Raw genomic sequence first — 11,607 nt, forward strand, 5'->3', positions numbered from 1 at the left:
CAAACATGCTGTTCAAGTGGCGCGCGCAGAAGCGTCGCAACGAAGCGATCGTCGACGCGCTCTACGCAGCGGTCACGGATTGGGCGAGGCAGCCGAAGCTTTACGAAGATGGCGGCGTGCCTGATACCGTGATGGGGCGCTTCGAGGCCCTGGCGATCGCCATGTATCTCTTCCTGCGCCGTTGCCGGGACGATGCACGGCTCGCCCCGCTCGCCCAGGACGTCGTCGACCGCTTCGTGACCGATATGGATCACTCGCTGCGCGAGATCGGTATCGGCTATCAGGCTGTGCCCAAGCGCATGCGCAAGCTGGCGGGCCAGTTCTACGAGCGTGTCTCGGCCTATGATGCGGCGATGGAGGTGGGCGAGGGCGCTCGGACCGCTCTTGGCGATGCCTTGGCTGGCCGAGCACTCGGGGACGATACGCCCGAAAACGTTCGGCTGCGTTTGGCCGACCACATGCTCGTCGAAGCCGGGCGTCTGTCGTCCGTGCCGTCCGACCATATCTTGTCGGGACGATTGAAGGAGGACGTAGCGCGATGAGCCAGACCAGGGAGACGCAAGTGCTGTCGGTATCGATCGCCGCCAAGAAACTGCCGCAGGACGGCATGCCGATCGATTTCGAGGCGAGCGAGACGGAGCGCCAGCGACTCGCCGAGGCGCTGGACCTCGTCGGCGTTCCAAGCTTCAAGGCCAAGCTGACGGCCCGCGCCTGGCAGCGCGACGGGGTTCGCGTCACCGGCGATTTGAAGGCCGTCGTCGAGCAGACCAGTGTCGTTACGCTCGAACCGCTGCGGCGAACCTATCCGATCACCTTCGATGCGACCTATGTGCCGGAAGGCTCGAAGCTTGCACGCATTGCGCGACCGGACGAACATGAACTCCATATCGACCCCGAAGGCGACGATCCGCCGGAAACCTTTGTCGGCGACGAGATCGATCTCGGTCCACTCATGATGGAATATCTCGCTCTCGCCCTCGATCCCTATCCGAGAGCCGGCGAGGAGCGCTTCGAGGCGGTCGATACCGATCCCGAACCCGAAGCCGGCAAGGTGTCGCCCTTCGCAAAGCTCGCGACCTTCAAGGCCGGGCGGAAGGACGAAGAGTGAGCGGATGAGTTGCGGGACTGCGCGAAATCAATATGGTCCGCCCGGAACCACACCCCCGAAGCGTGACGAGGCGGGACGGAATTGACTGAGCGAAACGAGACGACGATCGCGATCGACGCCATGGGCGGCGACCACGGACCGAAGGTCACGATCGCGGGCGCGGCGCTCGCGCTCGAACGGCGCCCAGATACGCGGTTCATGCTGTTCGGCGACGAGACGGCCATGCGAGAGGCTCTCGCCGATTATCCCGCGCTTCAAGCCGCTTCCAGCCTTCACCATTGCGAAGTCTCCGTCCGGATGGAGGACAAGCCGTCTCAGGCGCTGCGCCAGGGTCGGCACAAATCCTCCATGTGGCGGGCAATCGACGCCGTGAAGACCGGCGAGGCCGATGTGGCTGTCTCGGCCGGCAACACCGGCGCGCTGATGGCGATGGCGAAGTTCTGCCTACGCACCATGGCCGAGATCGAGCGGCCAGCGATTGCCGCGATCTGGCCGACGCTTCGCGGCCAGTCGATCGTTCTCGATGTCGGCGCGACGATCGGCGCGGATGCCCAGCAGCTAATCGACTTCTCGATGATGGGCGGTGCCATGGCCCGCGTTCTCTTCGGGCTCGAGCGCCCGACCGTCGGCCTTCTCAATATCGGTGTCGAGGAGGTGAAGGGGCAGGACGAGATCCGCGAGGCGGGCCGGCTTCTCAAGGAGACGCCCATCGAGCGGATCGACTATCACGGCTTCGTCGAGGGGGACGATCTCGGCAAGGGAACCGTCGATGTCGTCGTCACCGAAGGCTTCACCGGCAATATCGCCCTGAAGACCGCCGAAGGCACCGCCAAGCAGATCGCCGCCTATCTGAAGGCGGCGATGACGCGGACATGGCTTGCCAAGCTCGGCTATATCCTGGCCAAGAGCGCCTTTGACCGGCTTCGCGACAAGATGGATCCGCGAAAGGTCAATGGCGGCGTCTTTCTCGGCCTCAACGGCATCGTCATCAAGAGCCATGGCGGCACCGATGCCGAAGGCTTTGCGGCGGCCATCGATCTTGCCGACGCCATGGCCCGCCACGATCTGATGAACAAGATCGCGGCCGATCTCGAGAGCTTTCATCGGCGCCTTAGCGCCGAGACGAAAGACCAGAGCGAAAGCACTCAAACATGACAGACATACGCAGCTCGGTTGTACTCGGAACAGGGTCCGTCCTCCCGGCCCGGACCATGACCAACCGGGATTTCGAAGGTGTCGTTGAAACCTCCGACGAATGGATTCGCCAGCGCACCGGAATTGCGGAGCGCCATATCGCGGACAAGGACGAGACGACGGTCTCGCTTGGCGAGGCTGCGGCGCGCAAGGCGCTGGACGCCGCCGGGATCGACGCGCAATCGATCGACCTCATCATTGTCGCGACCGCGACCCCGGACAACACTTTTCCCGCCTCGGCCGTCCAGATCCAGAACCGGCTCGGCATTCGTCATGGCTTTGCCTTCGATATGCAGGCCGTCTGCAGCGGCTTCGTCTATGCGATGACGACGGCCGATCTCTATCTGAAGAGCGGCATGGCCAAGCGCGCCCTCGTCATCGGATCGGAGACATTCTCGCGCCTTCTCGACTGGTCGGACCGCACCACCTGCGTTCTATTCGGCGATGGCGCCGGGGCGGTCGTCTTAGAGGCGCAGCCGGTCGCTGACGAGGGAGAGAAGCGCGGCGTCCTCGTCTCGCGCCTGCGCTCGGATGGCGTCCATAAGGAAAAGCTCTATGTGGATGGCGGGCCGTCGACGACGGGAACGGTCGGGCATCTGCGGATGGAGGGCCGCGAGGTCTTCAAGCATGCGGTCGGCATGATCACCGATGTGATCGAGGAATCCTTCTCGCTTTCTGGTTATGACGCCGATGATATCGACTGGTTCGTCCCCCATCAGGCGAATCGCCGCATCATCGACGCCTCTGCCAAAAAGCTCGGCATTGCCGCCGAAAAAGTGGTCGTGACGGTCGATCGCCATGGAAACACGTCGGCCGCCTCGATTCCCTTGGCGCTGGACACGGCTGCGCGTGACGGACGGATCAAGCGGGGCGATCTCGTTCTTCTCGAGGCGATGGGCGGTGGATTTACTTGGGGAGCCTGCCTAATTCGTTGGTAGTCAGCTACCTTGATTCATATGAGAAAATGGATAGGCTTGAGCGCCTGACATATGGGAAGAAAATTTCCATTCTGCCATGGGGAATGGCGCGCTAGAGGGGAACGATGGGCGGCAAGACACTGAAGCGAGCAGATCTCGCAGAAGCCGTGTTTCGGAAAATCGGATTGTCCCGAACCGAATCGGCGCACCTCGTCGAAATGGTGCTGGAAGAGGTCTGCTCGACCATCGCCAAGGGCGAATCCGTGAAGATTTCGTCCTTCGGCTCGTTCCTGGTCCGCAGCAAGAACGAGCGCGTCGGCCGGAACCCGAAAACCGGCGAAGAGGTGCCGATCTCTCCGCGCAAAGTGGCGGTCTTCAAGCCATCCAACGTCCTCAAGGAGCGGATTCTCGCCGCCCATGAGGGGCGTCCCGCCGCGGACAACGACGATTCCGAAATGGAGTTGGAGGATCTGCGCGCAGCCGAATAAGGCTCGATCGCGCCCTCTCAATGGCTTGACGTCGGACTCGGCCAGACGATCTTTTCGGCCTCGTCTCACGTCGGAAAAGACATACAATGAACGACAAATCCACCGAGGCCTTCAAGACCATCGGCGAAGTCGCGAGCGAACTCGGCATTCCGCAGCATGTACTGCGCTTCTGGGAGACCCGATTCGCGCAAATCCGCCCTCTGAAGCGAGGCGGTGGGCGGCGCTATTACCGCCCGGAGGATGTGGCGCTGCTCCACGGCATCCGCTTCCTCCTCTACAACAAAGGGTTCACCATCAAGGGCGTTCAGCGTCTCTTGCGCGAGCAGGGTGCTCGCTTCGTGGCCGCTGCGGGGCGGGGCGACCTCGATATCGACCCCAACGACCTGCCCGAGCCCGTGGCGGACGAGGCGCCGCCTCAGCGTCAGCCGGTGCTGGCGGCCGTACCCGACGATCTCGACCTCGTCGTTTCCACGCCGCATGCGCCGAGTCCCGCGCGTGAGGCCACACCCACGGGCGAGGAGCGGCGCACCATGTTCGGTCCGTTCCTCAAGCGTCGCCCCCGGGACGACGGGATGGCCGCCTCCCATCTTTCCGCAGTCCAGGCGGACGCTCTCCAGAGCGTTATTCTCGACCTTCTGGAATGCAAGAGGCTTTTGGATCAGGTCCGGTAGGGTGGTTGTAAGGCGCGTCTAGCGGGGATCGGCCAGCGTCATGGACCATCCTCGATCTTCGGCAAATCGGCTGGTCTCGCCCCTTACGTCGGTCTAGCATGGTCCCCATGGATTCGATCGAGACCAATCACGGTGTCATGCAGGGTGAAGACGGTTTGGCCCGCTGCCGATGGGCCGGCCATGATCCGCTTTATCAGGCCTATCACGACACGGAATGGGGTCGGCCGTTGGGTGACGACAGGCGGCTCTTCGAAAAACTGTGTCTGGAAGGTTTTCAGGCGGGCCTTTCCTGGATCACCATCCTGCGCAAGCGAGAGGCGTTCCGCGAGCTTTTCAGGGATTTCGAGATCGATCGCGTGGCCGGTATGTGCGAGGGCGATGTCGAACGCCTGGTAAAGGACGCGCGGATCATTCGCCATCGTGGGAAGATCGAGGCGGCGATCCAGAACGCGAAGGCGGCGAGGGCGGTCCAGGATGCGCATGGTTCGCTCGCCGCGTTCTTATGGCGCTTCGAGCCGCCCGCGAGTGAGCGGCCTCCTGAGCCAACCCATGAATGGCTTATGGCCAACCCGATAACGCCAGCCTCGACGCGCATGTCTAAAGCTCTGCGGAAGGCCGGTTTCGGGTTCGTGGGGCCAACGACCTGCTATGCCTTCATGCAATCCATGGGCTTCGTGAACGACCATGCCCCGGGATGTCATGCTCGAACGGGATGCGAGGAAGCCAGAGCCGCATTCGAACGTCCCATCTGATGCGGCGCATTTGGCCGCTTCGTTGGTGGGTCTTTCAACCTGTCTTAGACTTCGCTGGCATCTTCACTCGCTGCTGGACCCGGCTTGAACATCGGTTCCAACGCCCTTGCTGATGGGGCGGGATGCCGGACACTATGGCGTCTTAGAAAAGCTTACGGAGGGACGACATGGAGGACCATCATCGCGAGACCGATTGGAAGCATGACGGCGTGCGGGTGATCCGCGGCGATCAGTTGGACTCCAACACCGCGCAGACGCCGGGCATGTTTCGCCAGGCTGCGATCAATCAGGCGCGCGTCGGCGCCCAGAAGATCTGGGCCGGCACGGTGAGCATTCAGCCGGACGCCAAGACCGGTGTCCACCATCATGGCGCGCTCGAAAGCGTGATCTACGTGGTGAGCGGCAAAGCGCGCATGCGCTGGGGCGAGCGTCTCGAATTCGTCGCCGAAGCCGGGCCGGGCGACTTCATCTATGTCCCGCCTTTTGTGCCCCATCAGGAGATCAATGCCGATCCCGGCGAACCGCTGCAATGCGTTCTGATGCGCTCAGACAACGAGGCGGTCGTCGTAAATATCGACGATGTCGATCCGGTCGAGGCGCCAGAGACCGTCTATTGGGAAGACGGCTTCCATGAGCGGGGTTGAGGACGCCGTGAGCCCGCCGCAGGACTTGGCTCTAAATGCGATAGATCAAAGCGCTATTCACTCAGAATCGTTGTTTTGCCGCGAGCAGCATGATGAGAGAGCGAAACCTATTGCCACCACCTGAAGGTCCAGTTCGGGGGCAATACCCCATTTCGGCACAGCCAATGATCACGGAGCCGAGCGCCGTTATGGTCGGGCCTCTAGGACGGCATTCTGTATCACGTGATGAGTGCTCCGTTCCGCTTTTACCAGGTTAACCTTGTGTTCGGAATGCGTTTGCCGCACCTATCCGGTTCGCCTAGATCGTCACGAGGACATATGCTCTCAGATCAAGCAGCACGATCGATCAGGGCTTTCGAGCACCACGAATTTTTCAACCGCCCGGCGAGTGATCGCATGGGCGGTTTTTTTGTGTTCCGTTGACATTTTGACGGTCGGTACGATGGTCGCGTAAGGCGAGAACGGGCATGATTTGGAGCAGGGGCCGGCAGTCAGGCCGGATCGCGCGCCTCTCTCGCGCCCGCCATGAGCGGCGTCGGGCCGCCATTCTTGTTGCTAGGAGTATGCGTGAGCGCCGACCCTTTTCGTGAACCGCCTCTCCGGCGTCCCTCCCCCCCCGCCTTCAATGTCCCCTCCGTGGTCCTCGTTTTTATCGCGGCTCTCGTTGCGGTGCATCTCTTCCGAGTGATGGTCGCTGGGCCGACGATCGAAGGCTGGATGATCCTCAATCTGTCCTTCATTCCAGGCTGCTATTCCGATCTGGCCGAAATCTGCACCGTCCGCGCGCCAGGCGCTGATCTGTGGACGCCCGCGAGTTACACCCTGCTCCATGGCGACGCGATGCATATCGGTCTCAACAGTCTTTGGCTTCTAGTCTTCGGAACGCCGGTCGCCCGGCGCCTCGGCGCTCAGCGCTTCCTCGTCTTCTCGATTGCCGGGTCCGTCGCTGGCGCGGCGTTGTTCTTCGTCATCAATCCGACGCTGCTTCAGCCGGTCATCGGCGCATCGGGAGCCGTCTCCGCCATGATGGGTGGAGCCAGTCGATTCGCTCTCAGCCGGGGAGATCGCTTCAGCATGATGCGCGCCTATCGCCACCAGCCGTTGACGCCGATCGCAAGCGCGCTGTCCGATCGGACGGTTCTCGTTTTCGTGATCGTCTTTTTCGCCACGAACCTTCTGTTCTCGGCTGGAATGGGCGGCGCCTTCGGCGAGGGCAGCGTCGCCTGGGAGGCCCATCTTGGTGGGTTTGTCTTTGGTTTCCTTGGCCTTGGCTTGTTCGAGCGGCGGCCGAGCGACGGCAATCCACACTGAGCGTCAGGGCAAGGGTTTCGTTTCCCTTTGAACCGTTCGCGCAAGTCTTGCGAACGTCATGGACTTGATGGACGCGCCCGCTCGTCGCACGATGGACTCGGGCGACCGACTGTTGGGAGATGTCGATGACCATCAAACGCATTTTGGAATCGAAGGGCAGCAATGTGATCACCCTTCACCCGGACGTCACCTTGGCGGATGTGGCGAAGGTGCTTTCCGAAAAGCGGATCGGTGCGATCGTGCTGGTGGAGGAAAACGGCACGGTTGCCGGCATCGTGTCTGAGCGCGACATCGTTCGCGTCGTTGGTGCCAATGGTCCTGAAAGCCTGCGCCGTGTCGTTCGCGACGTCATGACGCTCAAAGTGACGACCTGCACCGAGAGGACGACGGTGGACGAAGCGCTGCAGACCATGACATCGGGGCGATTCCGCCATTTACCCGTTCTCTCGGATGGCCGGCTGGCCGGCCTCGTGTCCATCGGCGACGTGGTCAAGCGCAAGATCGAAGATGCCGAGGCCGAGGCCGAGGAAATGCGCGGCTATATCGCGGCGGGATAATGAAACCGCCGGGTCTGCCCGACGGGCGCCCGGATATCCGAAATCGCCAGAAGAGCGACTGGATATTGGCTCAAACGCGGTGGCGGCTGAGTTCTTCCGCCATCCGCCGTATTTCGCCGATGCGTGCGGTGGCGACCTCATAGCCGAAATCTATCGCTTCCGCGGCTCGGTGAAATTCCGACAGTCCGATGTCGCGCACCCTTGGCTGAAGCGTCAGATCGGGCGGATCGCCGGCGAGGCGCGATCTGGAGATGCGGTCCTGGATGATGTTGAAGGCATCGACCATGGCGCGCGCCATGCCGAGCGTCTCGCGTCTCTGCTGTGGGCTGCCGGGGACGCTTTTGTCGTTCGTGCCGGCCAGATCCGCCTCGCTTGCCCGCATTCGCACGACGGCTGCGCGGCCAAAAAGATCGTAATTGAGATTGACCGCGACGACGAGACGCTCCTCCATCATGCGGCAGACATTGACCGGAACCGGATTGACCAAGGCTCCGTCGAGAAGACGGCGCCCGCCGCAGGACACCGGCTCGAACACGCCGGGCAGGGCATAGGAACTGCGCATGGCGAGGATGAGCGATCCGCGATCGAGCCAGACCTCATGGCCGGACCGCGCCTCGGTTGCCACTGCGACGAAGGGTCGGCCGAGATCCTCAATCTGCATGTCGGCGAGCGCTTCCGTCAAGCGCCGGCTGAGCCGCATGCCGCCGATCAGTCCGCCGCCCCCGAATTGGAAATCGAGAAAGCGCAACATGCCGCGCCGGGTAAGGGACCGCGCGAAGCTTTCGAGTTCGTCGAGCTTGCCCGCGAGATAGCAGCCTCCGACCAATGCGCCGATCGAAGTGCCGGCGATCATCGAGACGCGGATACCGGCCTCGTCGAGGGCGCGTAGAACCCCGATATGGGCCCAGCCTCGCGCTGCGCCGCCACCCAGCGCCAGCGCGATGCCGTCCTTGTCATTAGGCGCCGGCGGGCCGTCGCTCGTCGCGCGATCGGTGATCATTGCTTGGGATCCGGCATCGGTCGCAACCGATGCTGGGTCTGACCAGTTCAGAACGCGCTGGAACATGGCGACCGTTCGAACCTCCCTCGTTCGGGCAGCCGAAAAGACCACCCCGGTCGAGGCAGTTTAAACCATCAACTATTGCTCGAATCTGAAAGAACGAGTCCGCCGGTCTCGCGATCGATCCGCCGATAAAAGCAACTCGCTCGTCCCGTATGGCAGGTGTCTTCCGGCTTGGGGGTGGTGACGCGAAGCCAGACAGCGTCCTGATCGCAATCGGTCCAGATCTCGTGGACCGTCTGGAGGGCTCCCGAGGTCTCACCCTTCTTCCAAAGCGTCTTTCGGCTCCGCGACCAATAATGCGCTATCCCGGTTTCGATCGTGGCTGAAAGGGCTTCGGCATTCATATGCGCGACCATCAGGGGGCGCCCGGTATCGCGATCGGTGGCGATCGCCGTCACGAGCCCGTTCGCGTCGAACTGCGGCCTGAATGTCGAACCTTCTTCCTGCTCCGCGCCGGTCGTCGCTGGCGCGAAGGTCGCACCGCTTTTTTCAAACGTCATGACATCGTCTCAGGAGGCCTGACCGACGAGGCGCATGAAGCGCTGTGCGAGGTCCTTGTCGTCGCGGAATTGGCCATGGAAGGCGCTCGTGATGGTCGTCGCGTCCTTGGAACGGATGCCGCGCATCGACATGCAGAGATGGGACGCATCGATCATGACCGCAACACCCTTAGGCTTCAAAAGGCTTTCCATGGCCGTCGCGATCTGCGCCGTCATGGATTCTTGCGTTTGCAGGCGTCGGGCATAGATGTCGACGAGGCGGGCGATCTTGGACAGTCCCAGCACACGGCCGTTCGGAACATAGGCCACATGAGCCTTTCCGATGATCGGCACCATGTGATGTTCGCAATGGGAATGGAAATCGATATCCTTGACGAGGACCATGTCCTCATAGCCGGACACGTCCTCGAAGGTGCGGCCGAGAACGTCGCCGGCTTCCATCTTATAGCCGCCGAAAAGCTCGCTATAGGCTTTGACGACTCGTGCCGGTGTTTCCAAGAGGCCTTCTCGGTGAGGGTCCTCGCCCATCCAACGCAAAAGCGTGCGCACGGCCTCCTCGGCCTCCTCGCGCGAAGGCCGCTCCTGATCGGTGGAGGCGGGCTCGGGGAACTTCTTGACAACCGCTTCCATCGCCATTCCTTCTCTGAAACTCGGGATTCTCGCCGCAACCCAAAGGGAGTGGATGTCGGGCGCGGAACTTGCCGTTCGGGCTGTGCTCTTCTTCGTTTCGTCCGTCAATTCGATCCCCCGCGCGGCGCTTGAAGCCTGTCCGCTGTCTTCCCGCTTTCCACTCACGTCCGCAGCCATGGCGGAGCCAATGTCTTTCGATTAGGTGCCCGGGCGCCTATATAATCGTGCGAAACGCCAATTGATAGGCATCTGCTTGCCATGCTCTCATGCGGTGAGGCGCAGCTTTGCCGGAGAAGTTTGTCTATGATCGACGACGTCTACAACGCCCATATTCTCGAGCTTGCCGGCAATATTCCCCGGATCGGCCGGCTGGACGCGCCGGATGCTAGCGCCTCGGCCCATTCCAAACTCTGTGGTTCGACGGTCACGATCGATCTGAAGGTTGAGGACGGTCGCGTCTCGGATTTCGCCCATGAGGTGAAGGCCTGTGCGCTTGGCCAAGCCTCGTCCTCGGTCATGGCGCGCAACATTCTGGGCGCGACGCCGACCGAATTGCGGACTGTGCGCAACGAGATGCGCGCGATGCTGAAGGAGAATGGGGCGCCGCCGGAGGGGCGGTTCGCTGACCTCAAATATCTCGAGCCGGTCCGCGACTACAAGGCCCGCCATGCCTCGACCATGCTGACCTTCGACGCCGTCGTCTCCGCCCTGGACGAGATCGAGGGGCGGGGCGAGACGGCGGCGGCTTGAGGGAGAACCTGCTGTCTCGTGGTGTCTTTGAACGGAGATGAGGTATGAAGCCTTCCGAAGCGCTGGCCCTACACCGCGAGACGATAAGGCAAATCCTGTCGCGCTATCCGGTCATCAACCCACGCATTTTTGGATCGGTGGCGCGAGGCGAAGATACGGAAGAGAGCGATCTCGACATCCTCGTCGAGCGACAAGATCCCCTCAGCTATTACGATGTCTTTCGGATTGAAGACGAAATCAGAGAGCAGATCGGCATACGCGCCGATCTTCGACTGACCGGCGAATTCTCCGAGCGTATACTCAAGCGGTTGGAACGAGATTTGCAGCGCCTGTGATGGCCGACGACTTCGATCATGAACTCTACGATCTGCTTTTGATCATCGATCAAGCTTGTGCGCGCTGTATGCGCCTCACTACGCGCTATTCGCTCGGCAGTTTCCTGCAAGACGAAGGAGAGCAACTGGCCATTGCCAAAGCGATCGAGCAGATCGGCGAACACGCAAACCGGCTGATCCGAAAACGTCCAGATTTCAACGATCGTCATCCGGAGCTGATGCTTGGCTACGCCGTGCGCATGCGCAACCGGCTTGCGCACGGCTATGAAGACATCGACTATCCCACCCTGTGGGAAATCGCCACGACCTCGGTTCCCGATCTGCAAGGGCGGCTGGAATCGATATTGCGCGAGGCCGGCGACGATGTCGCGTAACTTTACGGGCCACTGGCGCCGCACGCCTGGTCGCCTCTTCGGCATCGGGATCGTGCGCCTCTATCAGTTGACCTTCTCACCGCTCGTCGGTGGCCATTGCCGTCACCTGCCGACCTGCTCTGAATACGCCTATGAGGCGATCGCCCGACATGGACTTTTGCGCGGCGGATGGCTTTCCGCGCGCCGCGTGGCCCGCTGCGGCCCGTTCGGCAGGGGCGGCATCGACAATGTGCCCGACTGATCGCGAGTGATCGGTGCGAACCAAGCCTCGCTTGAGGTTTCGTGGTTTTGTGGCTATTTCCGCGTCTGCGGC

17 protein-coding genes are annotated in these 11,607 nt (G+C 61.9%); 14 read left to right on the forward strand and 3 right to left on the reverse strand.

Features of this window, described 5'->3' with window-relative positions; all coding sequences use genetic code 11:
• Positions 1–5 precede the first annotated feature (5 nt).
• From B9A15_RS05265 to B9A15_RS05310, 10 genes are all read left to right on the forward strand, one after another.
• Positions 6–542 carry a ubiquinol-cytochrome C chaperone family protein gene (locus B9A15_RS05265; RefSeq protein WP_084408987.1) on the forward strand — a complete coding sequence of 179 codons (537 nt, stop codon included), beginning with the start codon at positions 6–8 and terminating at the stop codon, positions 540–542.
• Complete coding sequence (locus B9A15_RS05270) at positions 539–1,108, forward strand: YceD family protein (protein ID WP_084408988.1); 570 nt, start codon at positions 539–541, stop codon at positions 1,106–1,108. The genes B9A15_RS05265 and B9A15_RS05270 overlap by 4 nt, the downstream gene beginning before the upstream one ends.
• An 81-nt stretch (positions 1,109–1,189) precedes the next feature.
• A complete protein-coding gene (plsX, locus tag B9A15_RS05275; RefSeq protein WP_084408989.1) occupies positions 1,190–2,263 on the forward strand; it encodes a phosphate acyltransferase PlsX in 1,074 nt (357 codons plus the stop codon).
• A gap of 5 nt (positions 2,264–2,268) precedes the next feature.
• A complete protein-coding gene (locus B9A15_RS05280) occupies positions 2,269–3,240 on the forward strand; it encodes a beta-ketoacyl-ACP synthase III (protein WP_139798228.1) in 972 nt (323 codons plus the stop codon).
• A 104-nt stretch (positions 3,241–3,344) separates the two neighbouring features.
• A complete protein-coding gene (locus B9A15_RS05285; protein WP_084408991.1) occupies positions 3,345–3,707 on the forward strand; it encodes an integration host factor subunit alpha in 363 nt (120 codons plus the stop codon).
• Positions 3,708–3,793: 86 nt separating this feature from the next.
• Complete coding sequence (locus B9A15_RS05290) at positions 3,794–4,378, forward strand: MerR family transcriptional regulator (RefSeq protein ID WP_084408992.1); 585 nt, start codon at positions 3,794–3,796, stop codon at positions 4,376–4,378.
• Between the two features lie 137 nt (positions 4,379–4,515).
• Positions 4,516–5,130: a DNA-3-methyladenine glycosylase I gene (locus B9A15_RS05295; protein ID WP_084409135.1), complete on the forward strand. Its 615-nt coding sequence runs from the start codon at positions 4,516–4,518 to the stop codon at positions 5,128–5,130.
• Between the two features lie 167 nt (positions 5,131–5,297).
• Positions 5,298–5,774 (forward strand): cupin domain-containing protein, encoded by a 477-nt coding sequence (locus B9A15_RS05300; RefSeq protein WP_084408993.1) that lies wholly within the window; start codon positions 5,298–5,300, stop codon positions 5,772–5,774.
• 636 nt (positions 5,775–6,410) lie between these two features.
• Positions 6,411–7,085 carry a rhomboid family intramembrane serine protease gene (locus tag B9A15_RS05305; RefSeq protein ID WP_244556802.1) on the forward strand — a complete coding sequence of 225 codons (675 nt, stop codon included), beginning with the start codon at positions 6,411–6,413 and terminating at the stop codon, positions 7,083–7,085.
• A 125-nt stretch (positions 7,086–7,210) separates the two neighbouring features.
• Complete coding sequence (locus B9A15_RS05310; RefSeq protein WP_084409136.1) at positions 7,211–7,642, forward strand: CBS domain-containing protein; 432 nt, start codon at positions 7,211–7,213, stop codon at positions 7,640–7,642.
• 70 nt (positions 7,643–7,712) lie between these two features.
• On the opposite strand, the gene B9A15_RS05315 is transcribed toward B9A15_RS05310, so the two are convergent.
• The 3 genes from B9A15_RS05315 to folE form a co-directional block, all read right to left on the reverse strand.
• Complete coding sequence (locus tag B9A15_RS05315) at positions 7,713–8,642, reverse strand: patatin-like phospholipase family protein (protein WP_244556803.1); 930 nt, start codon at positions 8,640–8,642, stop codon at positions 7,713–7,715.
• Between the two features lie 134 nt (positions 8,643–8,776).
• The gene (gene hisI / locus B9A15_RS05320) at positions 8,777–9,205 is read right to left on the reverse strand and encodes a phosphoribosyl-AMP cyclohydrolase (RefSeq protein WP_084408996.1); all 429 of its coding nucleotides are present in this window, start codon (positions 9,203–9,205) and stop codon (positions 8,777–8,779) included.
• A 9-nt stretch (positions 9,206–9,214) separates the two neighbouring features.
• Positions 9,215–9,835, reverse strand: a complete 621-nt coding sequence (gene folE, locus B9A15_RS05325) for a GTP cyclohydrolase I FolE (RefSeq protein ID WP_084408997.1) — start codon at positions 9,833–9,835, stop codon at positions 9,215–9,217.
• A gap of 303 nt (positions 9,836–10,138) precedes the next feature.
• Between folE and B9A15_RS05330 the strand changes: the two genes are divergently transcribed.
• From B9A15_RS05330 to yidD, 4 genes are read left to right on the forward strand one after another with little or no spacing between them, the layout of a single operon-like run.
• A complete protein-coding gene (locus B9A15_RS05330) occupies positions 10,139–10,585 on the forward strand; it encodes an iron-sulfur cluster assembly scaffold protein (RefSeq protein WP_084408998.1) in 447 nt (148 codons plus the stop codon).
• A 44-nt stretch (positions 10,586–10,629) separates the two neighbouring features.
• The gene (locus tag B9A15_RS05335) at positions 10,630–10,920 is read left to right on the forward strand and encodes a nucleotidyltransferase family protein (RefSeq protein WP_084408999.1); all 291 of its coding nucleotides are present in this window, start codon (positions 10,630–10,632) and stop codon (positions 10,918–10,920) included.
• Complete coding sequence (locus B9A15_RS05340) at positions 10,920–11,294, forward strand: HepT-like ribonuclease domain-containing protein (protein WP_084409000.1); 375 nt, start codon at positions 10,920–10,922, stop codon at positions 11,292–11,294. Before B9A15_RS05335 ends, B9A15_RS05340 begins: the two co-directional genes overlap by 1 nt.
• On the forward strand, positions 11,284–11,535 hold the full coding sequence (gene yidD / locus B9A15_RS05345) for a membrane protein insertion efficiency factor YidD (protein WP_084409001.1): 252 nt from the start codon (positions 11,284–11,286) through the stop codon (positions 11,533–11,535). Before B9A15_RS05340 ends, yidD begins: the two co-directional genes overlap by 11 nt.
• Positions 11,536–11,607: the final 72 nt, after the last annotated feature.

The organism is Fulvimarina manganoxydans (assembly GCF_900176465.1).
GTDB classification, from domain to species: domain Bacteria; phylum Pseudomonadota; class Alphaproteobacteria; order Rhizobiales; family Rhizobiaceae; genus Fulvimarina; species Fulvimarina manganoxydans.

What these genes read in the sequence shown, in the direction of transcription:
- B9A15_RS05340 (WP_084409000.1), top strand. Translation starts at nt 10,920, where the DNA reads ATGGCCGACGACTTCGATCATGAACTCTACGATCTGCTTTTGATCATC.
- yidD (WP_084409001.1), top strand. Translation starts at nt 11,284, where the DNA reads ATGTCGCGTAACTTTACGGGCCACTGGCGCCGCACGCCTGGTCGCCTC.
- hisI (WP_084408996.1), bottom strand. Translation starts at nt 9,205, where the DNA reads ATGACGTTTGAAAAAAGCGGTGCGACCTTCGCGCCAGCGACGACCGGC.
- B9A15_RS05265 (WP_084408987.1), top strand. Translation starts at nt 6, where the DNA reads ATGCTGTTCAAGTGGCGCGCGCAGAAGCGTCGCAACGAAGCGATCGTC.
- B9A15_RS05290 (WP_084408992.1), top strand. Translation starts at nt 3,794, where the DNA reads ATGAACGACAAATCCACCGAGGCCTTCAAGACCATCGGCGAAGTCGCG.
- B9A15_RS05295 (WP_084409135.1), top strand. Translation starts at nt 4,516, where the DNA reads ATGCAGGGTGAAGACGGTTTGGCCCGCTGCCGATGGGCCGGCCATGAT.
- B9A15_RS05310 (WP_084409136.1), top strand. Translation starts at nt 7,211, where the DNA reads ATGACCATCAAACGCATTTTGGAATCGAAGGGCAGCAATGTGATCACC.
- folE (WP_084408997.1), bottom strand. Translation starts at nt 9,835, where the DNA reads ATGGAAGCGGTTGTCAAGAAGTTCCCCGAGCCCGCCTCCACCGATCAG.
- B9A15_RS05300 (WP_084408993.1), top strand. Translation starts at nt 5,298, where the DNA reads ATGGAGGACCATCATCGCGAGACCGATTGGAAGCATGACGGCGTGCGG.
- B9A15_RS05330 (WP_084408998.1), top strand. Translation starts at nt 10,139, where the DNA reads ATGATCGACGACGTCTACAACGCCCATATTCTCGAGCTTGCCGGCAAT.
- B9A15_RS05270 (WP_084408988.1), top strand. Translation starts at nt 539, where the DNA reads ATGAGCCAGACCAGGGAGACGCAAGTGCTGTCGGTATCGATCGCCGCC.
- B9A15_RS05285 (WP_084408991.1), top strand. Translation starts at nt 3,345, where the DNA reads ATGGGCGGCAAGACACTGAAGCGAGCAGATCTCGCAGAAGCCGTGTTT.
- B9A15_RS05335 (WP_084408999.1), top strand. Translation starts at nt 10,630, where the DNA reads ATGAAGCCTTCCGAAGCGCTGGCCCTACACCGCGAGACGATAAGGCAA.
- B9A15_RS05315 (WP_244556803.1), bottom strand. Translation starts at nt 8,642, where the DNA reads ATGATCACCGATCGCGCGACGAGCGACGGCCCGCCGGCGCCTAATGAC.